We start from the raw sequence: 22873 nt of genomic DNA, 5'->3' as shown, positions 1-22873 counted from the left end.
CCTGATTAATTGTAATTTATAAAATTTGCTGCTTTTGTGCTTCCAGATATGCAAATACTGACTTGTCGCCAATGTCGGGGGGGATCGCTTGGATTGCTTTGCGACTAGCAAAAATGATAAACAAAACTGCCCAAGCACCTAATAAAAACTGCTCGATCGCAATTGGTAAAATGTTAACTAAATGACCAAGTAACAGTATGGGCAGTAGTGGGACAAGAAATTTGGTTTCAAAGCGATTAAAGCAAAAGGTTTCCTTAAAGAAAATACCTGTCAGTGCGGCAAAACTGAAGCCGACACCAATCAGCGCTAGGGGATGCGTATAAACTGCGATCGCAAGCGGTTCAGGAAAATACCAAACTACGATTGCTGAGGCGATTGTGCCGATCGCCCAAAATATTTGTAAGACTCGGTGCAGTAGCTCTAGGTAGATGTGGATTGTCCAGAGAGCAAGACCCATTGCTACGGAGAAGGCGATATAGAGAATGCTAAGCAAATTGATGATGTCAGGATTATCGGGCTGCCATAACACTAGGAATGCACCAAGGCTGAAACATAGGGCAGCCATTGCCAAGGCACTACGATAGATAATTACGCTGAGGCGATCGCGCTGATCAATCGTAAATTCGCCAAACTGACCTTGATAAATTTGAGGTGATGTAGTCATAGTTTTGCCGCCAATTTATTGTTCTATGGTCATTGTAGCGTCACCTGTATATTGCCAAGAGCATGACAATGGTGATGATAAGATATGACCAGAAATATCCAGAAATATATTGAAACAACCCATGTCGATCGCATTTAGTAAGTATCACGGATTAGGTAACGATTTTATCCTGATTGATAATCGCCATAGCTCCGAACCAATTCTCACGCCAGAGCAAGCGGTTAAATGGTGCGATCGCAATTTTGGCATTGGGGCAGATGGAGTGATCTTTTTGCTAAATGCAGACAATGGCGAACATCGGATGCGGATTTTTAACTCTGATGGCTCAGAACCAGAAATGTGTGGCAATGGGATTCGTTGTCTCGCGAAATTCATGCAGGATTTGGGAATTGCTACCATCGAGCATAAATACCAGATTCAGACTGGGGCGGGATTGATCGTGCCGCAAATGGATGCAGATGGACAGGTAACAGTGGATATGGGCAAGCCATTTTTGACGGCTGCGGAAATTCCGACTACTTTGGGCGAGCGCGATCGCAAGGTAATTAATGAACCGTTGGAAGTAGCTGGTAAGACTTGGAACGTAACCACCGTCAGCATGGGTAATCCTCACTGCATGACCTTTGTGGATCAAGTTGATAGCATTCCCTTAGCAGAGATTGGCGTTCTCTTTGAACATCATCCTGTATTCCCTAAAAGAACTAATACGGAGTTTGTGGAAGTCGTCAATCGGGGCTATGTGAAAATGCGCGTGTGGGAACGCGGCGCAGGGGCAACCCTCGCCTGTGGTACAGGTGCTTGCGCGACGGTTGTTGCGGGCGTACTTAATGATCTTTGCGATCGCAATTGTACGGTGAATTTACCGGGAGGTGATCTGCAAATTAATTGGTCAGCCGAGAACGATCATATTTTGATGACTGGCCCCGCGAAGTTGGTATTTACTGGCTCGGCTAACTGTGATTTGTAATTTTAATCATCTTTAATCATCAAAGGTGCAAAGCACCTTTGATGATTTCCAGAAATATTGAGAGAGAACTATGAGCGAAACTATTTTTAGCAAAATCATTAAGCGCGAAATTCCTGCCACGATCATCTATGAAGATGATCTATCCCTTGCCTTTCGCGATGTCAATCCGCAAGCACCTGTGCATTTTTTGGTGATTCCCAAAAAGCCCATTGTAAAGCTATCGGAAGCAACTGTTGAGGATCAATCTCTGTTAGGACATTTGCTGCTAGTTGCTAATCAGGTCGCCGCACAGGAAGGGCTAGAGAGTTTCCGTTTAGTGACTAACAGTGGCGCAGCGGCGGGGCAGAGTGTGTTCCATTTACATATCCATGTCTTGGGTGGACGTTCCCTCGATTGGCCCCCCGGTTAGATTGAAGGCATTCTATAAGCATTGCTATGACAGTTATTGCCATTGATTTTGGAACTAGTAATACTGCGATCGCAATTTTAGAAATGGATTGCGATCGCCATCTTGCCACACCGCGAACTTTGCAATTTCCCGATATTGCCAATAGCTTTGTGACCGAAGCAGGAGATGTTTGGCTTGTACCGAGTTTGGTATATGTGGATGGAGATGATGAACATAGTTTTTTGGTGGGAGAACAGGCGCGATCGCAAGCAAGTTCAGTAAGAGAAAACCAAGCACGGCGATTATTTCAAGGTTTTAAACGGGATATTATCGCCAGTTTTCGTCCCCCTGCCCGTGAGATTGATGGTTGGCAGTATGACGCGGAAATCATTGCGGAGATATTTTTAAATGACCTGTGGCAACGTTTGGCGTTGAAAAATATTCAACCCACACAATTAATTTTGACAGTTCCCGTGGGGGCGTTTGAGGCATATTTGCACTGGTTTCGAGGTTTTGCCCAGCGTTTAGATTTCCCTAATTTACAAATTATTGATGAATCCACCGCCGCCGCCTTGGGCTATGCGATTACGAAGCCTAATACCTTAGTGTTGGTGGTAGATTTTGGTGGTGGCACTTTGGACTTGAGCCTAGTCAGGACTGCGCCAGTTGCCAATATTAGTGAAAAGCAGCAGGTAATTAAGGCAGAAGCGATCGCGAAGTCTGATGCCTATATTGGCGGCATTGATATTGATCGTTGGATTGCCGAATATTTTTTGCGGCAGTGGGGTAAATTGCGATCGCAAATTAGTAATTCTGACTGGCAAAGTCTTTTAAAAAGCTCAGAACAAGTCAAAATTCAGCTATCTCTCGCACAGGAAACCAATGCTATTTGGCAAGATGAACATAGAGTGGCGCATTCTCTCCGCCTTACGCAAGCACAACTCACCGAAATTATCGAACAAAATCAAATGATCGAACAATTGCGGGATGCAATTGATGAAATCTTGGCAATTGCTACTAATCGCGGCATTAGTAAAGCGGCGATTGAGCAAGTTCTTTTAGTCGGTGGCAGTTGTCAGATTGTGGCGGTGCAACAGTTGATGATCGCCTATTTTGGTAAAACCAAGGTCAATTTTGGCAAACCCTTTGAAGCAGTTGCCCATGGCGCATTGATGCTCGGTCAAACGATTGCTGTTGAAGATCATTTACGCCATAGCTACGCAATTCGACTTTGGGAACCCTATTTACATCAATACGCCTTTTATACCTTGTTTGCCAAAGGGACAAAATATCCCTGTGAGCGTCCTGAGCCATTGATCCTGCAAGCGGCAGCCGCAGGGCAATCGGAAATTAGGCTCGATATTGGTGAAGTTGCAGATATTGCTCATGCCGAAGTTACCTACGACGCTTCAGGACGGATGACCAGTAGCCAATTACTGAAGCAGTCAGATTTTCGGGCGTTGGCTAGCAGTGCGTCTAAGAACGGGGATCAAGCCTGTGTGGCGCGACTTGAACCTGTGGCGCAATTGGGTTGCGATCGCATCAGTATCAATTTTGAGATCAATGAGAGGAGAGTATTAATCGCTACGATTACGGATTTACTGACGGGTAAAGTGTTAATTGAGAAACAAGCAATTGCTCAATTAAATTAGCCATCATCCCCCGCCCCCTTCTCCCTAGGGGAGAAGGGGAGTAGAATCCATATTTTCTTATTCTCCTCTCCTGCGGGAGATAGGCTAGGGATGATGGCATCGCCAATTATTTATTTAAAGTTTAAGAAATCGCTGGAATTGCCTGAAACTTTGTAGAATCTAAGAAGATATATTTCTATAATCTAAATCAACTATCTAGTAGATAGCAGGCATCACTCGTGACTCACACTCGCTCAAAACATTCTCGGCTGATGATTGCTGTTTTACCCGACGAATCCTCAGCATTTGAAGCCTATCGATTGCTGCAATGCCATGGCATTTCCCCAGAGCATTTAGCATTAGTCGGCAAAGGTTATAGTAGCCCCGATAGTGTTGGTTTATTTAATCCTGCCCACACGACATGGAACTATGCAAAGTTGGGAATGTTATGGCTAGGTATGGTTAGCACGATCGTGGGGGTCACATTGTATTTCATTTTTAAGATTAACTTACCAAATCTTGATTGGTATCAAGCCTTATTTACGATCGCATCTACATCAGGCTTGATTGGTATTTTCACAGGCGGAACCATCGGCACATTATACGGATGGTTTTTTAAGAGTAGTCTTTCCATCTCTTGTCGGGGATGTTTAGAACGTGGACAGTATTTACTCTTGCTAGAAGGGTCAGAATCTTTGACTCGCAAAGGCAGGGAAATTCTGGATAACTATACGGTAAAGCCTCACTAAATTTAAAAGCTTATTCAAAGGATTCAGATCAGGTTCATTTAAGGCAGATATGACTAACTCTCAAACTATCTTGATAGTCGATGACTGTAGAAGCGATCGCGAGCTATTTCGGCTATACATACAAAGCTCGGACATTAATCTACAGGTTTTAGAAGCAAGTACGTTCAAGGAAGGGTTAGAGCTATGGCATCTGCACAAACCACAGATAACTTTGATGGATCTGAGCTTGCCTGATGGGAATGGCATGGTTTTTCTATCAAAAATTCGTGAAGAAATCGCTACATACAATAATCCAAATCAAAAATTACCAGTTGTCGTCCTTACAGGTAGTGAAAATGCGAGAGATGCCGTGCAAGCACTAAAACTGGGTGCATTTGACTATTTAGTTAAGAATGACATTAATGAATTTTCGCTGAGATACTGTATCCATGGTGCAATTTCGCACTTTAACTTAACCACCAAACTAGAGAATTTACGCAAACGGGAAGCAATCGTTTCTAGAGTTGCCCTCAAAGTTAGTCAATTTATCAACCTAGAAGATATTTGTCAGACTGTGGTGCATGAGGTGAGGCAGTTTCTTAAAGCCGATCGCACATTAATTTACAAATTTGATGAGCAGATGAAACGACGCATTGTGGCGGAATCGGTCGCTGCCCCTTGGCCATCTTGTTTAGATTTCGGCTCGGAAACTAGCTGTGTCACACCTTCAGAGTCACAGATTAACGAATATCTTGACGGCAAAATTTATGCTAACCCTGATATCCATAAAGCGGGATTTGCCGAATGTCATTTGCAGATGTTGGAGGGCTTTCAGGTACGCGCCAACATGGTTGCGCCAATTATTTTATCGGGTAGTATCAGTCAGCAATCGCAGCCGATCCTATGGGGCTTAATGATTGTGCATCACTGCGCCAATACGCACCTATGGGAAGACTTTGAGATTAAATTAATTCAGCAAGTATCCACTCAAGTTGCGATCGCAATTCAACAAACAGAGCTTTATCGAAACCTGCAAAATCTGAATACATCCCTAGAAAAGCAAGTGCAAGAGCGCACTTCAGAATTACAAGCCAGTCAGCGCAAACTCCGTTCGATTATTAATGCAATTCCCGACATGGTGAATTTAGTCAGCGTCGATGGAGTCTATTTAGAATGCAAGCGACCGACATCTTTTTATGACTTAATCCCATCTAAAGTTGATCCGATTGGCAAGAATATACGCGAGTTTTTGCCCTCAGATTTAGCTGAGGCGCAGTTACAAGCCGTACAAAAGGCACTCGCGACTAGAGAGATGCTCGAGATCGAGCAGACATTTGAAGTTGATGGGCTTTGCCACTATGAAGAAGTGCGTGCGATGCCAGTGGAGACAGATACGGCTGTTATGATTATTCGTGACATTACCAATCGTAGGCATACCGAACAGGAACTACAACTTCAATATCAGCGCACGCAAATACTGGCAGAGGTTTCCCTCAAAATCCGTCAATCCTTAGATCTAGAGACGATCTTACTAACTGCCGTTGGTGAAATTCAAAATATTTTCCAAGCCTCACGAGTTTTTATTATTCAGCTTCAGAATGATGGTGCGGGTACTGTTTTGCAGGAGTTAGTAACTCCACCCTTTCAATCAGTGGGCAAATATGTGGAAACGCCTTGTTTCCATAATGAATATCTGGAAAGTTATCAGAGAGATCGAGTCGTTAAGTTTGACAATGTGGATGCACCGCATATGCCTGCGGATCATGCCGCATTTTTTAGGCAGTTTGAGGTCAAAGCCAACATCATCACCCCAATCATTGAGTCAGAAAATCTATGGGGATTGCTAGTCATCGATCAGTGTGATCGTCCGCGCCAATGGACAAACTTTGAAGTTGAACTATTACAACAGGTAGCAAATCAACTGGCGATCGCCATCATCCAAAGTCAACTGCTGAAGGCTTTACAACATAGTGAACAACAACGACGACTAGCCACCGATCTTAATCAAATTGGTTGTTGGAGTTTTGATGTCGCCACAGGAATAGCCGATTGGACTAGTGAGCATTTTCAGTTAATGGGGTTAGATCCTGATACGGCAGTGAGTAACTATGTGTCATGGCGAGATCGAGTACATCCCGACGACTTGGCATGGGTAGAAGCTGCCTTTGAGAATGCGATCGCAAATCGCACATTACTAGATCTAGAATATCGGATCATCCATCCAGATGGCTCAGTGTATTGGGTACTAACCAAAGGTAAGGGTGTGTACGACAGCTCTGGCAAAGCTATCAAAATGGTCGGTGTAATGATGAACATTAACGATCGCAAACAAACGGAAATAAAGCTGCAAAAAGAACTGGTTCGCAATAAAGCATTTTTAAGTAATTCCTTTGATGGGATTGTGATCTTAAATACTCAAGGTCAGATTCTGGAAGTAAACCAAAGCTACGCGACAATGCTGGGCTACACCATCGAAGAATTAACTCAGTTTCAGATTCATGAGATTGATACTAAATGGACAAAAACAGAGATAACAAAATCCTTGGCAGACTTACAAAATATTCGTAACGCCCACTTCGAGACACGCCATCGCCGTAAGAATGGCTCAATTCTTGATGTGGAAATTAGTGCGAATAATATGGAAATCGATGGTGAAATGCTTCAGTTCTGCATTTGTCGCGATGTCACCCAACGGAAACTCTATGAACAAACTCTGAGCCGTCAAGAGCAAGAACTCCGCACCTTACTTGAGAATATTCCTGATATTATCGCTAAATTTGATCGACAGCTAAGACGTACCTATATCAATCCAGCCATTACCTTCTTTACAGACAAACCTACTGATTACTATATTAACAAGTCCCATGCAGAGTTACCCTTACCCCCTGAGCTAGCTAGGGCGATTGAGAGCGCCTTTACAACGAAAGAACCCTGTTTGGTAGAATTTGAAACCATAATTAAGGGAACATCAAAATATTTCCAATCTATCCTCGTTCCCGAAATTGGAACAGATGGTGATGTAGTTTCTGTAACGGAAATATCGCGTAATTTCACTACGCAAAAGCTAACGGAAAAGGCTTTAGAGCATAAAGTACAACAAGAGAAAATGCTCAATCATTTTGTCCAAACCATTCGCAATTCTCTCGATGTCAAGGTCGTATTCCAGATGGCAATAAATGCGATCGCAAATCTTCTCAATCTAGAGCAGGCAAGCATCGTTCAATATTTGCCCGAACAACAGATTTGGAAACATATTGCGGTTTTCCAAGACGGAGACTCAGTGTTTGAAAGCGTTGGAGTTGAAATTACGGATCTGGATAATCCCTTTGCCGAGATGCTCAAAAACAAGCAGTTTGTGCAAGTCGATAATACGCATAACATAAATGATCCCGTCAATCGTGAGTTATCAGAGAAAAAAGACTCTGATGGGGCTTGGCTGCTGATGCCGATTATTGTCAATGATCAGACTTGGGGAAGCCTCAGCTTGCGGCGAGCCTATCGGGCTGAGCATTGGCAAGACAATGAAATTGAAATCACCCAAACCATCGCCAATCAACTTGCGATCGCAATCCAACAATCTTCACTCTATCAACAATTGCAAACCAAGCTAGAGGAACAAAAACAAACGGAAATAGCCCTCGCCAAGTCCAAGGCTTTAGCTGATAGTGCCAACAAAGCCAAAAGTGATTTCTTGGCAAATATGAGCCATGAACTGCGTACCCCAATGAATGGTGTACTAGGTATGGCACAGCTTTTGGCGAATACGCCCCTCAATCATGCCCAGAAAAACTTTGTGCAGATTATTCTCGATAGTGGCGATGCGCTACTCATGCTCATTAACGATATTCTCGATTTTTCTAAAATTGAGTCTGGCAAATTGCGCTTAGACAATAAAGAGTTCAAATTTGAGGATACGCTCAATTTTGTTTGTAGCCTACTGAGCAAGCAAGCCTTTGATCAAAACATTAACTTGCAATGTCATATCAACAACAATAGCGCCACAAATGTAATTGGTGATAGCTCAAGGTTACGCCAAATATTGATCAATCTGATTGGCAATGCCATTAAGTTCACCGAGCAAGGCTCTGTTTCCATTAGCTACAGTCGCAAACTGATTAAGTCGAACGTCTATGAATTTAAATTTGCGATCGCCGATACAGGTATTGGCATCGATAGTAAGAGTATTAATAAGTTATTCCGTCCCTTTACCCAAGCTGATGCTTCGATCAACCGTCAATATGGTGGCACAGGACTGGGCTTAGCAATCTGTAAACGTCTTGTGGAAATGATGAATGGGAGAATCTGGGTAGAAAGTGGGGGTAAGGTGGGCGGACATCCTCCCGCAGATTGGGTAATGGATGACACGCGACAAAATCAACAAGGCTCAACATTCCACTTTACAGTGAGATTTCCATTAGCAAATCCTAGTGATGCTAATCAGCCCCAAGAGAACCCTCTAGATCCTATCCCTAATAATTTGGCAATGGATTTCCAGAAATTTCCACTTAAGATTTTGGTCGTCGAAGACAATCTTCTCAATCAAAAAATCGCCGCTCTAATGCTCCAAAGACTAGGCTATGATGCGGATGTGGTGAATAATGGAAGTGAGTGTCTGGCGGCTCTTGAGCAGTCAAATACAGCAACCAACTACGATGTCATCTTTATGGATGTACAGATGCCGATTCTCAATGGACTCGATACGACAAGAGCAATTCGCACCAATCTCAATTTGGTACAGCCTTGGATTATTGCACTCACAGCCGATGCCTTGCCAGAGGACTATCAAATCTGTATTGATGCAGGCATGAATGACTATATCAGCAAGCCAATTAATCTCAAGGAAATTTCGCGATCTCTATCAGAATTTATCCATCAACGTGTTTGAACCTCTATCAGAATCTATGAGTCTTCCCATTGTTTATTCCTTTCGGCGTTGTCCCTATGCGATTAGAGCCAGACTCGCGCTTGCCTATGCAAATATCAGTTATGAACTGAGGGAAGTCTCTCTCAAGGCTAAACCGCAACAAATGCTAGAAATATCGCCCAAGGGAACTACCCCTGTGATACAAATTGGCGAGGGGCAGAACGCAATCATTTTGGAAGAAAGTCTCGACATCATGAATTGGGCATTGCAACAACATGATCCAGAGGGTTGGGCAGATTTGCCCATAGAGTCAATTGCGATCGCAAAACAGTTAATCACCACAAATGATCGCGAATTTAAACAGTCCCTCGATCGCTATAAATATCCCAATCGTTTTCCTGAACAACCCCAAGAGTTTTACCGCCAACAAGCGGAACAATTCCTACAGATTCTCGAATCACAACTTCAGCAAAACCTAGAGCCATCATCGCAAGTTAGCTTTTTAATTTGCGATCGGCAAACCCTCGCCGATGCGGCGATTTTCCCGTTCATTCGCCAGTTTGCCTATGTCGATATTGACTGGTTCCACACAAGTCCCTATCCCCACTTGCAGCGCTGGCTCCAGTGGCACGAAACCAGCAACCTGTTTGAGTTTGTGATGCAAAAATATCCTGTCTGGACAGAGGATCAGGAAATGGTCGTGATCAAGCCATGTCAGGCAATCTAAAATTTCGGGGAATCTTTTTTGCGATCGCAATCTTGTAATTGGGACGATAGCGGATGCCATGAAGTATCAGTTTTTCATGCATGGTAAGGGCATTGGCGATCGTGCTGAAGTTTAGAGTACAATCAAACCTAGATAGCACTTATGCTCTTTACTTTTTCGCTATTGAGTAAAATTATGGCAAAGTTGACGGTTGACTTAGCAACTTCAGCAGATGTTTTGGGAACTACGCCTGATCGCTTTTTGGCATGGTTAAAGCGTGAATATTTGCATAGCTTGCTCTATTTCAACGACACACCACAGATTTCTATTTTCACGCTGGCAAAGATTCTGGATACTACGCCTAGAGAATTGGTTGATTTTTTAGAAGAAACTGATTTAGAAGATCGTTTAGATTTGCAAGATGCTTTAGATGCGATCGCTGAGTCCGAAAGGTTAGGGGAGCAGCCAATTCCTTGGGATTCGGTGATGGGAGAGTTAGCTTAGATACTTAGCATCCCCTTACTTTTCTAACAATACTCAGGATTTCACCTCTTCCTATAAATGCGCCATAGTACGCTAGAAGAACTGAATCATAACTAGCTTCAAAGTTTTGAGATTTAGGAATAGTAGTTACATATAGATGTTGACCACCTAAAGGATGGCTATAGTGATAGACATAATGACCATCGTTTAGTTTGCCAACAAGAGTAGAATCTTTAAAGTCTCCTCTAGATAAGCCAACTACTCCACAATGACTAGACCTCAAAAGCTCATCTTTTAGTTCGCGGACATTTTGAATCATAGAATTACTTGTAAATGGATCGTGATCAGTAAACATATGGGAAACACTTTGCTGGGAATAGCCTGTGTACCCAGTAACATAATAAGCAAAATGTTCACAATTGCGATGCCCTAAATGATAGTCAATCCCTGTGGTCATCTCTCTAATTTTCTGATTAATCAAAGACTCACTAGCTCCTGTGCGTTGCTCTAGAGTAATTTCTTTTAATTCTCCATCACTACCTAGCGATTTATATTCTGAGCCAGACTTAAATAATTCTTTTGTAAAAACATGACCTTTTCCCCCCATCCAAGATATTCCATCCCAAGGTCCCCACTCTACTATTTTTCCATTGCCAATATAAACAAAGAAATGTCGAGTATGAGCAAATAACTCAACCGACAAAATATCTCCTATCTGAAATGTCACCTCTACATACCTCTAATTTTTATTTGTGAACATGGTTATATTGGATAGCTATGATCTGGCAATTCTTCCATCGTAACTTTGAAGCTGTTTTTCTTTGTATTCCAATTCATATCCCAAATCTTCATGAAATTAATACTAATTTCACTGGTGTAAACTTCACTCTCTCTATCAATACTATTTTCTAGTTCAATATAGTATTCATCAAATGCATTTTTAATAGCATCAATATAAGAAGGAGCATATATAGTCATTTCAGATGCTTCATAAATGATTGGAAAAGAATTTCTTCGAGAAGAGATAATAATCCTATTTTTCCCTAAGCGATCATCTGCTTTCTGAAGAAAACCTTGATGAGCAAGTCCACATCTTACTCCTTGATGCAAAAGGTCTATTGGCTTTTTGCATAATTCGTTTCCCTCAGAGGTGCAACGGGGACAATGCTTCTTGCTAAAATGTTTTCGATCTTTCTGGCATAAGTATTGAAAAATCTTTTTTGCACCCTCAGTGAAGTTAGCCTTTGGTTTTCCTGATTTGTATACTTGCAGAGATTCAATAAGAGGCGTTACAATACCAATAGCAGCCATGACATGATTATCATCCAAGAGATTTTTAGCTGGTGTAAAAAACCATCCTTCCATCCTATCTTGAAATATCAATCTAGCTGCTCTTTTACTGTCAAAACTGTATACACCTTCGTCTGATCTGGTACTCGTTATCAAGCTATTAGATAGATCCAGTCTAAATCTTGGGCTGACTTGAATTAAATTTCCACTTACCATTGTTCACTAATATATTTTGAAGATTATTCACCGAGTAGAATCACAGAAACTAAGTGAACTTCCGTTTGATTGTTGAGATTGCTTCATTTAATCCATCAGTATGAATCCATCCAACAAAACCACCAAAAACCATGTTACCTTGAGTGTCAGCGATAAATACATGGTTAACGCCAACAGGATTTTTCCACATCTTTAGTACAGAGCCATCACGAAGAGTAAAGCGTGGGGTTGCTTTTTTGAAGTCTCTACTATGAGCTTGTGTCATACCGTCAACTTCATTCAAAAAATCTACAACTTGTTCGGCAACATTTGATATTTGATTAGCTGCTTGTGCAGGTTTATTCCAGTCTTCGACAGAATCATGAATCTTTTCGTAGACTCTAGCGAGAGGATTTAAAGGATCTAACATACTTTTTTTGGCAAGTAAAATATTCCTAATTATAGGATAAAAATTTTTCTCTAGACTGCCAAATTTTATGAATTTTAAGATCGCTGTTTGATGTGGAGATTTAGGTGATCAGGTTTTGGGTTATGAGAAGGCGATCGCTGTTTGATTTGAGGGAATAGGCGATCGGGTTTTGTGGAGTTGAGAGTTCGATCGCTGTTTGATGTGGGGAATTTGCGATTATTCATCTAATCATAAATTTCGCTACGATGTCCGACCTGATGGATAATGATACTTTTTTGTGATTGCGCGATCGCATAGATAACTCGATAATCTCCAACACGCAGCTTAAAAAAGCTTGATAAATTGCCAGAAAGCGATAGAGGTGTAATTTGTTCAAAATTCTCGCCTAGCCACTTGATTTTACGAGCTATCCGTATTTGATTAGTGCGGGCAATTTTCGCAAGATCAGCGATCGCCTCAGAAGTAAAATCAATACTATAACTCGTCCCAATTAAGCCCCAATGATTGCATAGCTTGAGCCGCAGGGATAACAGTTGGTTGCTGTTGCTGTCGTAATAAACGTTCCACAACTGCTATTTTCAACTTCTTGCCTTCATCTAGATCGATATATTCTTCTAATACTTCAATTACAACTTCACGAACTAGTAAACGAAACTGTTCGGTAGTGAGTTCTTTTATTTGCATAGCACTAAGGATCTACTACTTGGTTTTAAACAATTTTAACTTAGTCGTCAATATAATCGCTGTTTGAGGTGGAGAAAATGGCGATCGCTGTTTGATGGGGAAATATGCGATCGGGTTTGTGAGTGGTGAGATTTGCGATCGCCGTTTGATGTGGGAATAGGCGATTATTAATTCTAAGAAAGCAGCATTTTTACTTCAGAAATAAAAGCCTGAGCGTTTGCGATCGCATTTTTTGCCATCGTTTCATCCTCAGCCATATCAGATTCATAATCACAAGTTTGTCTAGCATCAAAAGCCTCCCTCAGTAAGTCTGCAATGCTTGGATTTATTTTCCCTGTTTTCACAAAATGGAGACTAAGCATCTTGAGAACTCCTTTGTGAGTAGAAGTATCTAATCCTTCAGAGAGAAGTAAATATTGAGTCATATAAAACATGGCATAGTAAGCACGCGATATAGCAGAACGATAACGCCCACAATCGCATAATAATTGAGCAGTTTCCAAATCGTCATTGGATAATAGCAAGAACTTTGCTAATTCATTCATACCTCAATACCTTCACGCTTAACCACTCTCAGAAAAGAAATTTCACCTGCTAAAAAACGAGATTTTGATATTGGGATAATTGAGATTAATTCATCATATTGCCTCAAAAAATACCAGAAAAGACTAGACATTTTCGCTCTCTCCGCGACTGCGTTCACAGGGTCTACCAAGACTACCATCACATCAATATCTGATTCAGGAGTTGCCTCTCCTCTTGCATGAGAACCAAAAAGAATCACCGAAAATAATCTATCTCCATAAAGTTCTACTAGACTAGACTTTAGCTCATTCAACAAAACAAATAATTGCTTGTTCTTAATATTTGTAAGCATAGATTTAAGGCTAAAGCAAACATTATCATCACTATTTTAATCTACGATCACTAATATAAAGAGGCGCTGGCTGATTTTAGGGAATAGGCGATCGGGTGTTGGGTGTTGAGAGTGCGATCGCTGTTTGATGTGGGTAATTGATCGCAGTTTGCGGGTGAAGATATTTGCGATCGCAAGTGATTGGAGATTAGAAACTGCGATAAAATGTAACGGAAAACTTAACAATTTGAATCTATGAAACCCCTTGCCCTTTTGAGTGTTTCTGACAAAACAGGACTACTCGACCTTGCCCGCGAACTGTCAACCACCTACAACTTTCAGATTATCAGTAGTGGTGGCACTGCCAAGGCAATCAAAGAAGCAGGGCTAGAAGTTACTAAGGTTTCGGAATACACAGGCGCACCCGAAATTTTAGGTGGAAGGGTTAAAACTCTGCATCCGCGCATCCATGGCGGCATTTTGGCAAGACTAGAGATTCCAGAGCATCAACAGGATCTCGATGCTAACGAAATTCGCCCCATCAAAATTGTGGTGGTCAACCTCTATCCATTTACACAAACGATCGCTAAACCCAACGTCACCCTCGAAGATGCGATCGAAAATATTGATATTGGCGGCCCCGCAATGATTCGTGCCTCCGCAAAAAACTATGAGCATGTCGCGATTCTCTCCAGTCCTAGCCAATATCCAGAGCTACTCGCAGAGCTAAAGGCAAACAATGGACAAACAACCCTAGAGTTTCGCAAAAAATTGGCGATCGCTGCTTTCCAACATACCCAGTCCTATGACCAAGCCATTGCTACATATCTAGAAGCTAGCAGTAACAGCGAGCAGGAAAACAATCAAATCGCTTCCTCTTACACCCTGCTCTCCCACAGTCCTAAGCCGCTACGTTATGGCGAAAACCCTCATCAACCCGCCACATGGTATCAGGTGGGCGCAACTCCCAAGGGTTGGTCAGCCGCGCAACAACTACAGGGCAAAGAACTTAGTTTTAACAACTTGCTCGATCTTGAAGCCGCCCGTAGCATCATTGCCGAATTTAGTGATGATCTGCCCTGCGCGGTAATCATCAAGCACAATAACCCCTGCGGTGTAGCGATCGCACCGACCATTGCCGAAGCTTACCAAAAAGCCTTTGCCGCCGATTCCGTTTCCGCCTTTGGTGGCATCGTCGCCCTCAATCGCCCCATTGACGAACAGACCGCCAAACTTCTCAATAAGACCTTCCTAGAATGTGTGGTTGCCCCCGCCTGTGTGCCAAGTGTTGCAGAACTGTTCAGTAAAAAACAAAATCTACGGATTTTGGTTCTTCCCGATTTGCGCCAAGGTTCGGCGGAAGTAGTGAAGACGATTGCGGGTGGTATCCTCGTTCAGAAATCCGACGATGAGGCAGTCAATTCTGACACATGGCAAGTGGTTACCCAAAAGCAACCTACCCCAGAGCAGTTACAAGAGTTGGTCTTTGCATGGAAAGTTAGCCGCCATGTCAAATCCAATGCGATCGCAATTACCAAAGATCTCACCACCATCGGCATCGGTGCAGGTCAAACCAATCGCATTGGTTCTGCCAAAATTGCCGTTGAGCAGGCTGGGGAAAAGGTCAAAGGGGCATTCCTAGCAAGTGATGGATTTTTCCCCTTTGATGACTCAGTACGCGCCGCCGCCGCCGCAGGTATTACTGCCATCGTGCAACCAGGGGGCAGTATGCGTGATGCTGACTCGATCAAGGCCGCCGATGAACTAGGCTTAGTCATGATCTTCACAGGTGTGCGTCACTTCTTGCATTAATCTCTAAAAGCAGAGCTTGTAAGTATCACAAGCTCTGCTTTTACTTACGCAACCTACAATTTGTTTCCCGTTGAAACGGGCATAATGTCGCAGTCTCTACTAAAGTTACAGTAACCCTATTAGTTAGATTCAAGTTTTTTGGTAAAAAGTGGAAATTTTATGTATCAGTAACGGACATGGTGAAGATATCATTGCTGCCCGTATCTGCGTTGAACTAGAAAAATTAGGATTCTCGACAATTGCATTGCCCCTTGTGGGTGTGGGACATGCCTATGCTAAGGCTAATATTGCGATCGCAAATCAATACACACAGGCAATGCCGTCGGGGGGATTTGTGCGGATGGATAGCCGACAGCTAGCACGGGATGTCAAAAGTGGGCTGATGGGGTTAACGCGCAAACAACTGGGCTTTGTGTGGAACTGGTCAAGGGGGCAGCGCAAAGATAAACGCTTAGTTTTGGCAGTAGGGGATATCGTGCCATTGCTCTTTGCATGGTTGCCCACCCGTTTTGGTGGTTGCAAATATGCCTTTATCGCCACAGCAAAATCAGAATATTACTGGCGCGATCGCAAAAATGCTTTACCTCATATTAAAAAGCCCTTTGGTGGCTCAATCTTCTTTCCATGGGAACGCGCACTAATGGGCAGTAGTTACTGCAAAGCGGTATTCGTCAGGGATCTACTGACCGAAGAAGTATTAAATCAAAATTTTAAAATGTCTGCGACCTATCTTGGTAATCCGATGATGGATGGTCTAGAACCAAAAGGATTAGATTTTGGTGTGGGCGAAGATGAATGGGTGGTCACCATTCTCCCCGGTTCCCGCGCCCCTGAAGCTTACGAAAATTGGATGACATTAATGCTCTGCGCTCAAGTTGTGGCGAGGGCAATTCCCCATAGTGTGCATTTTTTAGTCGCGATCGCCCCCGATTTAGATGTGGAAGTCATTGGTCAAAGCATCATTCAAAAGGGCTGGCTTCGCATTGATGAAACCACTTTTAAAGTACAAAATGCAAGACTAATTCTATTGCAGGATGGCTTTGGCGATTGCCTCCATCAAGCTCATTTAGGTTTGGCAATGGCAGGGACAGCCACAGAGCAGTTAGTTGGTTTAGGTAAGCCTGTGATTACGATCGCAGGTGATGGGCCACAATTTACACGCCAATTCGCCGAAGACCAAGCAGATTTGTTGGGTTGTTCAATTAATTTAATCGATAAGCCTGCCCAAGTCGCAGAAGTGATCACCAAACTGTTGCAAGATGCGGACTATTTTCAAGAAGTGCGTCTGAATGGACGCGAGCGCATGGGAACGGCAGGGGCTTCCGCCAAGATTGCGAAATATATTGCCGACAAGCTTTAAAAGCCTGTGCCGCCTGCTAAGCAGGCGGCACAGGCTTTTAGATTTACTTAAACCAAACAACCTAAAAAGCCTTCGCGGAGCTTCTCACTTTCTAAATGTCTGCCGATGAAGACTAATTGATTCTTGCGGAGTTCATTTTCTTTCCAAGGACGATCGCGAGTGGCATCGAACTGCATATGCACACCTTGAAATACCAAACGCTCCTCAGATCCAGACAGATTAATGATTCCCTTAGAACGGAAAATATCTTGACCTTGGGTTTTTAATAACTCACTAATCCATGCTTGAAACTTATAAGGATTAACTGCACCTGCTTCCAAAATGCTGACAGAGCCAACTTCCTCATCATGGATATGGTGATGATGTTCGTGAGCATGATCGTGGTGGTCGTGGTCGTGATCATGCTCGTGATCATGGACATGACTATGTTCCTCTTTGACTTGAGCAGCAAGAAACTCTGGATTCTTCTCAAGAATACGCTCGAGATCAAAGCCACCAACATTAAGAACCTTGTTAATACTGTCTTCGATATTCTCAGTATTTGTCTGATTCAATTGGACTCGCTCGATCCTTGCCAAAATATTTAAATGCTTGATTTTAGCTTCTAGTTCCTCTAATTCCGATTCAGTCACCAAGTCAGTTTTATTTAGCAAAATTACATCGGCAAAACCAATTTGTTCGAGAACTTCGCGATCGCCCCAGTGCTGCTGCACATGCTTAGCATCAACCACAGTAACGACCGCATCAAGCTCTACTTGGCGATGAATATCTTCATCCATAAAGAAAGTCTGAATCACAGGGCCGGGATCGGCTAAGCCAGTAGTTTCGATCAGTAAATGATCAAACTTGTTGCGGCGACGCATCAAATTGCCAATAATTCGGATCAGATCGCCGCGCACGGTGCAGCAAATGCAACCATTATTCATTTCAAAAATCTCTTCATCAGCACCAATTACCAATTGCTGATCAATACCAACTTCGCCAAACTCATTGACGATAACGGCAACTTTTTTGCCATGTTCCGCCGTAAGAATGTGATTGAGAAGTGTGGTTTTACCTGCGCCGAGGAAGCCTGTCAGCACAGTTGCGGGAATTTGTGATGTTGCGATCATAGCCGATGCCAATTTGCCTGCGATGCTAGTTAATTTAAAGATGTACTGACCAAATTATAGCGCTCTTAATTTGCTAAGGCATTTAACCACCACCGACAATTGTGACGACTTCTAAGCGATCGAAATTTTGAATAATCGTCTGTTCCCACAATTGACGATGCAAAATCTCCCCGTTATATTCGACTGCCACCAAGCGAGGATTGAGTCCTAAAGATTGGAGCAATTCAACCATAGTGAGATTGGGCTTACAGATCTGCTCGTCCCCATTGACTTTCAAGGTAATCATATTTTTGTTTTTTTGATTGCTATACTTCTTACTAAAAATGATACCTGTGTGTCCATGCCACAACCTACATCACCAGAAAATCAGCCAGATCGAGAAATCAATGACACCAAGCCTCCTGTGACTGATCCCACTGATCCCATTACAGGACTTAGCGAATCTGAAGTATTAGATCGCAAACGGAGTGGCGATATCAATGTAGTTGTGTTGCGTTCCAGCCGCACCTATCAAGATATTTTCAAGGAAAACGTCTTTACTTTATTTAACGTCACCTTTGGCGTGATCTTGATTCTGATGATGGCGTTAGGACAAATTACTGATGCCATATTTTCAGGATTTTCCGTATTCATGAATATTCTTGTGGGCGTGGTGCAGGAAATTCAAGCCAAGCTGACACTGGATAAATTAGCGTTGTTATCAGTGCAGAAGGTAACGGTGAGACGCGACGGAGTATCACAGGCAATTCCCGTTGGTGATGTGGTACGCGATGACCTAATCGAGCTAAATCCGGGCGATCGCGCTCCTGTCGATGGCACAGTATTAATCTCACAAAATGTGGAAATGGATGAGTCGCTGCTCACAGGAGAATCCGATCCTGTTGCTAAGCAACAGGGCGATATTGTGCTATCAGGTTCTTTTTGTTTAGCAGGAAGCTGCATATTTAGTGCCGATAAAATTGGCAATGAAAGCTATGCCGTAAAGTTATCGCAATCTTCGCGAGTTTATAAGCGCGTCTTTACGCCATTGCAGAAAAAGATTGATATTCTCGTTGAAATTTTTGTGTTAGTGCTGATTGTGGCTGCATTTTTGCATGTTGCCTCTAGCCTCAATTCAGGACGATCGATGGTGGATACGATTCGCTATGCCTCGGTCATTATCAATAGTTTTGTGCCAGCAGGTTTAATTCTCTCGATTAGCGTTGCCTTTGCGATTGGGGCTGTGGAAATCAGTAAACGCAGGACGTTAATTCAGAAAATTAATGCCGTTGATTCGATGAATAGTGTGCGGATTCTCTGCACTGATAAAACAGGAACGCTGACTCAAAACAAGCTGGTGGTCAAAGAGATCGTGCCTCTGGGTGATACCGATGAGGATTCACTGCGCGAGCTAATTGCCCTCTATACAAATTTGATGGGATCGCAAAATAGTAGTGCCAAGGCGATGGCGACATTTACTGACAAACCGCGATCGCAATCGCAACTGGTCAGCGAAGTTCCCTTTAGTTCTAGTCGCAAATGGGGCGCGATTAGCCTTGATATCGGCACAACGATCATGATCGGTGCGCCTGAAATTCTATTCACCAGTCCTGAGACACAGGAACAAGCTAAGCAATATGGTAGACAAGGTTTAAGGGCGATCGCCGTTGTCAGCAGTGAAGATAGTTTTGATACTTCTGAAAAAAACCCTGCGTTGCCAAACAATCGGCGCGCTCGCGGTATTGTCTTACTCGAAGACAGTCTCCGTCCTGATGTGATTGAAACGATCTCCGAATTACAAAATAAAAATATTCGCCTCAAGGTAATTTCAGGCGATAGTGTCGAAACCGTGGCTTCAATTGCCCGCCAAGCAGGGATAGCCGTTCCCGATGATGCGGTATTTACGCAAAAGACTCTAGATGAAATGGATGCACCCACCTTTAGCCGTGCAGCTTCTTCTGGCACAGTCTTTGGCAGAATCACCCCCGACACGAAACGTCGTTTGATTTCGGCAATGGTGAAACGAGGCGGCTATGTGGGGATGGTCGGCGATGGAGTTAATGATGTCCCTGCCTTTAAAGAAGCTCAACTTGCGATCGCAATGAATGATGGCGCACAAATCAGCAAGGATGTTGCCGATATCGTTCTTTTAGATAACAACCTATCAGCATTGCCCCAAGCCTTTAGTGCAGGGGATGATATTAAACAAAAGATTCTCTCTTCGGCGCTACTTTATCTCACCAAAAATATCATGGTGATTCTGACAATCTCCTTTGCAGGGTTTGTGCAGCTTCCTTTTCCGATTGAACCAAGACATATGACGATCTTGACTATGGCAGTAGTAGGATTACCTACAATTTGGATTGCCTTTGGTTGGCTAAAACCAGTGAGACTAGAAAACTTCCTTCGCGATGTCTTGGGATACAGTTGCATTGCAGGAATTTTTGGAGCAATCGCCATGACGATTGGTTATGTCTTCTCCTACTACATTAGCGGTTGGGCTTTACTCAAGAGTGTCACTGGCTCAGCAATACTTAGTTCTGAGACCTTTCAAGATATGGCTAGAGGTCAAGCCCAATGTGTTAGCACCTTGATTGGCATGTTGTTCTGTCTATTTGTATTTTGGAATATCACTGGCATTTCCATATGGAAGTTCCGCACCCTCATTAAAAATCCGACTGCCTCGCTACTCGGTATTCTATCCGTCGGTATTTTAGGAATAGTGATGCTAATATTCCCCCGCTTTTTTCAAATCGAAGTTCCCGATCAGTTTGGCTGGTCAATGGTGATATTTTTGCCAACTTCTGCTTATTACATGCTGCGGATGTTGCAATCGAGCAAACTGGTTCGGAATTTACCACGCTATCTCAGTCAACCCTAGTGGATTAATTTCACGCCCCATACAGTCATTTAAGCTCATGAAATCATCAACCAAACGTCCTATTTTCATTACGATTTTAGCAACTGCCATGATCACCAGCAGTTTGCTATTCTTTTGCGATCGCATTTTGCATTTTTATTTGTATCGTTTTCTAGAAGCTCATAGCCCTGCCATCGATGGAGACTATGTAAATCTACAGATAGTTTCTGACATTACATTTCTTGGTGTAAGTTTAGTTCCCATGGTTTTAGCAATCGGACTATGGACTTTAAAGTCTTGGGCAAGATTTTTGAGTATTTGCTTTTTTAGTGCGCTAGCTTTTCCTGCGATCGCCGCTTCTCTCAAGATAATCTCGCCACCTTCAGTCAGTAAATTGATGGAAGTTCCTACAGTATTTGATGGAGTGTTTAGCACAAATAACAATGCATCTGTGTCATTGATCATGACCCTAAATCCATACATTGCTATTTCCAGCACAATTGCGCTGACTATTTTGCTAATCCCTGCGATCGGCAAGTCTTTTCAGGAAAACAAAAGGTGCTAAGTAGTTCAGCATAAATAACCTTAAAAATCAGAAGTGGGTGACTCACGCTTCTGGTTTTACTTGAACCGACTGCGTAGCAGTCGGTTCAAAAGTTTTTGTTAATTTGACGCATCATTAAACTCCATATACAAATCCTTGAAGGCTGCCATTACATCGGGAGATAGATTTTTCTCGCGATCGCTATAGAATTTTTGAAACTCGGCAATCGGATCGAAGCGATCATAATCCTTGACTTCTGGTGTTTGCGCTGATGTATTGACAATCAATTTCGGCTCTACCATGACTGCCTGTGGACATACTTTTCGCACCCGATCAGCGAGTCCAATCGGTGGCGTATCCACTGCGATCGCAAATTTTAAGTATCCCTGATAATCACGATGGGACTCTAAATGTTCTTCTAAATGATCAAGATGACATTCCACACGCTTGAGGGGTTTCTGACAAGTAAGTGGCTGAAATTTCACCTGTGCAGGTCTTCCCCTTTCCACTTCAATCAGGTTAAATCCCTTCTCTTCTCCAACCTCTCCAAAATCGACTTGAATTAGCGATCCTGCATAGTAGGTGGGGGCAGCATTGGCCACCTGTTGAGGACGGTGAATATGCCCTAAACCAACATACTGACATTCTGAAGGAATCGACTGTCCCGACAAACTATAGACAGCACCACTATAAAAAGCTGCCTCCGAGCCTGTAAACTTCGCGCCATCAATGGTCATATGCGCCATCATCACATTCACCGCATCATTTTGAAAACCCTTGGCAAGATCTTGTAATACATAGGTGACAAGGCTTTTGTAATCACTACGTTGTTCTAAATCGTCTTTATGCCACACATCCTCCGCCGCTAATAATCGCCGCTCTGAGGCAAAGGGCATTGCCCCCACACAAAGTTTCCCACCCGCCGTATCAATATTCACCACGCCGCCTTCTGCGGCAATACGGGGCCTGCCCAAAGCCCTTACCCCTGCCAAAGACAACAAATGCGAGAGACTATCAATGCGATTGGCGGAGTCATGATTGCCTGCAATCGCAACGGAGGGAATGCTTAACTGATTGAGCTTATAGAAAAATTCGTAAGCAACCCGTTCCGCCTCAGTATTGGGATTCGGTACATCAAAAATATCCCCTGCCACAAGTACCGCATCAACTTCAAATTCTTGAGCATAGGTAAGTATTTCTGCAAGGGCTGCTTCAATCTCAGGAGTACGATCAACGCCTTTGAGTTTTCTGCCCAAATGCCAATCAGAGGTATGAATTAAGCGCATAGTCTTTGTGGTTTAACCAATGGATTGCTTGTGA

At 43.0% G+C, this 22873-nt stretch carries 24 protein-coding genes; 11 read left to right on the top strand and 13 right to left on the bottom strand.

Annotation, left to right across the window (positions count from 1 at the left end):
- Positions 1–16: 16 nt before the first annotated feature.
- Positions 17–664, bottom strand: a complete 648-nt coding sequence (locus H6F41_RS01515; RefSeq protein WP_190401686.1) for a DUF2301 domain-containing membrane protein — start codon at positions 662–664, stop codon at positions 17–19.
- 121 nt (positions 665–785) lie between these two features.
- On the opposite strand from H6F41_RS01515, the gene dapF reads away from it, so the two are divergent.
- The 7 genes from dapF (at position 786) to H6F41_RS01480 (ending at position 10452) form a co-directional block, all read left to right on the top strand.
- A complete protein-coding gene (dapF, locus tag H6F41_RS01510; RefSeq protein WP_190401685.1) occupies positions 786–1631 on the top strand; it encodes a diaminopimelate epimerase in 846 nt (281 codons plus the stop codon).
- Between the two features lie 70 nt (positions 1632–1701).
- On the top strand, positions 1702–2040 hold the full coding sequence (locus tag H6F41_RS01505; protein ID WP_190401684.1) for a histidine triad nucleotide-binding protein: 339 nt from the start codon (positions 1702–1704) through the stop codon (positions 2038–2040).
- Between the two features lie 26 nt (positions 2041–2066).
- Positions 2067–3671, top strand: a complete 1605-nt coding sequence (locus H6F41_RS01500; protein ID WP_190401683.1) for an Hsp70 family protein — start codon at positions 2067–2069, stop codon at positions 3669–3671.
- A gap of 218 nt (positions 3672–3889) precedes the next feature.
- The gene (locus H6F41_RS01495; RefSeq protein WP_322095857.1) at positions 3890–4399 is read left to right on the top strand and encodes a hypothetical protein; all 510 of its coding nucleotides are present in this window, start codon (positions 3890–3892) and stop codon (positions 4397–4399) included.
- Positions 4400–4448: 49 nt separating this feature from the next.
- Complete coding sequence (locus tag H6F41_RS01490; RefSeq protein ID WP_190401682.1) at positions 4449–9263, top strand: GAF domain-containing protein; 4815 nt, start codon at positions 4449–4451, stop codon at positions 9261–9263.
- 16 nt (positions 9264–9279) lie between these two features.
- A complete protein-coding gene (locus H6F41_RS01485; RefSeq protein WP_190401681.1) occupies positions 9280–9969 on the top strand; it encodes a glutathione S-transferase in 690 nt (229 codons plus the stop codon).
- 174 nt (positions 9970–10143) lie between these two features.
- Positions 10144–10452 (top strand): hypothetical protein, encoded by a 309-nt coding sequence (locus tag H6F41_RS01480; protein WP_190401680.1) that lies wholly within the window; start codon positions 10144–10146, stop codon positions 10450–10452.
- A gap of 4 nt (positions 10453–10456) precedes the next feature.
- Here the strand turns inward: H6F41_RS01480 and H6F41_RS01475 are convergent, their stop codons facing one another.
- From H6F41_RS01475 to H6F41_RS01435, 9 genes are all read right to left on the bottom strand, one after another.
- Positions 10457–11158 (bottom strand): lecithin retinol acyltransferase family protein, encoded by a 702-nt coding sequence (locus H6F41_RS01475; RefSeq protein WP_190401679.1) that lies wholly within the window; start codon positions 11156–11158, stop codon positions 10457–10459.
- Positions 11159–11193: 35 nt separating this feature from the next.
- Positions 11194–11796, bottom strand: a complete 603-nt coding sequence (locus H6F41_RS01470; protein ID WP_190401678.1) for a hypothetical protein — start codon at positions 11794–11796, stop codon at positions 11194–11196.
- Between the two features lie 190 nt (positions 11797–11986).
- The gene (locus H6F41_RS01465) at positions 11987–12346 is read right to left on the bottom strand and encodes a hypothetical protein (protein ID WP_190401677.1); all 360 of its coding nucleotides are present in this window, start codon (positions 12344–12346) and stop codon (positions 11987–11989) included.
- Between the two features lie 74 nt (positions 12347–12420).
- Complete coding sequence (locus H6F41_RS01460) at positions 12421–12570, bottom strand: hypothetical protein (RefSeq protein ID WP_190401676.1); 150 nt, start codon at positions 12568–12570, stop codon at positions 12421–12423.
- A complete protein-coding gene (locus H6F41_RS01455; RefSeq protein ID WP_190401723.1) occupies positions 12571–12837 on the bottom strand; it encodes a type II toxin-antitoxin system RelE family toxin in 267 nt (88 codons plus the stop codon). It lies immediately after the preceding gene.
- The gene (locus tag H6F41_RS01450) at positions 12821–13030 is read right to left on the bottom strand and encodes a hypothetical protein (RefSeq protein ID WP_190401675.1); all 210 of its coding nucleotides are present in this window, start codon (positions 13028–13030) and stop codon (positions 12821–12823) included. Before H6F41_RS01450 ends, H6F41_RS01455 begins: the two co-directional genes overlap by 17 nt.
- Positions 13031–13203: 173 nt before the next feature.
- Complete coding sequence (locus tag H6F41_RS01445; RefSeq protein ID WP_190401674.1) at positions 13204–13575, bottom strand: HEPN domain-containing protein; 372 nt, start codon at positions 13573–13575, stop codon at positions 13204–13206.
- A complete protein-coding gene (locus tag H6F41_RS01440; protein ID WP_190401673.1) occupies positions 13572–13907 on the bottom strand; it encodes a nucleotidyltransferase domain-containing protein in 336 nt (111 codons plus the stop codon). Before H6F41_RS01440 ends, H6F41_RS01445 begins: the two co-directional genes overlap by 4 nt.
- Positions 13908–13943: 36 nt before the next feature.
- Positions 13944–14132, bottom strand: coding sequence for a hypothetical protein (locus H6F41_RS01435; RefSeq protein WP_190401672.1), 189 nt, complete (start codon positions 14130–14132; stop codon positions 13944–13946).
- A 9-nt stretch (positions 14133–14141) separates the two neighbouring features.
- Between H6F41_RS01435 and purH the strand changes: the two genes are divergently transcribed.
- Both purH and H6F41_RS01425 read left to right on the top strand, forming a co-directional pair.
- On the top strand, positions 14142–15698 hold the full coding sequence (gene purH, locus H6F41_RS01430; RefSeq protein WP_190401671.1) for a bifunctional phosphoribosylaminoimidazolecarboxamide formyltransferase/IMP cyclohydrolase: 1557 nt from the start codon (positions 14142–14144) through the stop codon (positions 15696–15698).
- A gap of 148 nt (positions 15699–15846) precedes the next feature.
- Positions 15847–17058: a lipid-A-disaccharide synthase-related protein gene (locus tag H6F41_RS01425; RefSeq protein WP_190401670.1), complete on the top strand. Its 1212-nt coding sequence runs from the start codon at positions 15847–15849 to the stop codon at positions 17056–17058.
- Between the two features lie 47 nt (positions 17059–17105).
- Here H6F41_RS01425 and H6F41_RS01420 read toward each other — a convergent pair whose 3' ends face one another.
- Entirely contained in the window at positions 17106–18170 is a 1065-nt protein-coding gene (locus tag H6F41_RS01420) for a CobW family GTP-binding protein (RefSeq protein WP_190401669.1), read from the bottom strand.
- Between the two features lie 82 nt (positions 18171–18252).
- Positions 18253–18456 carry a sulfur carrier protein ThiS gene (gene thiS, locus H6F41_RS01415; protein ID WP_190401668.1) on the bottom strand — a complete coding sequence of 68 codons (204 nt, stop codon included), beginning with the start codon at positions 18454–18456 and terminating at the stop codon, positions 18253–18255.
- A 54-nt stretch (positions 18457–18510) separates the two neighbouring features.
- Here thiS and H6F41_RS01410 point away from each other — a divergent pair, with 54 nt between their 5' ends.
- Both H6F41_RS01410 and H6F41_RS01405 read left to right on the top strand, forming a co-directional pair.
- The gene (locus H6F41_RS01410; RefSeq protein ID WP_190401667.1) at positions 18511–21030 is read left to right on the top strand and encodes an HAD-IC family P-type ATPase; all 2520 of its coding nucleotides are present in this window, start codon (positions 18511–18513) and stop codon (positions 21028–21030) included.
- Positions 21031–21067: 37 nt separating this feature from the next.
- Positions 21068–21574 carry a hypothetical protein gene (locus H6F41_RS01405; protein WP_190401666.1) on the top strand — a complete coding sequence of 169 codons (507 nt, stop codon included), beginning with the start codon at positions 21068–21070 and terminating at the stop codon, positions 21572–21574.
- Between the two features lie 98 nt (positions 21575–21672).
- Here H6F41_RS01405 and H6F41_RS01400 read toward each other — a convergent pair whose 3' ends face one another.
- On the bottom strand, positions 21673–22839 hold the full coding sequence (locus H6F41_RS01400) for a metallophosphoesterase family protein (RefSeq protein WP_190401665.1): 1167 nt from the start codon (positions 22837–22839) through the stop codon (positions 21673–21675).
- Positions 22840–22873: the final 34 nt, after the last annotated feature.

Origin of the sequence: Pseudanabaena mucicola FACHB-723, assembly GCF_014696385.1 — a bacterium.
In the GTDB taxonomy this organism is placed as follows: domain Bacteria; phylum Cyanobacteriota; class Cyanobacteriia; order Pseudanabaenales; family Pseudanabaenaceae; genus Pseudanabaena.
Note: the sequence above shows the minus strand (reverse complement) of the source record. Positions and strands in the feature narration are given on the sequence as shown.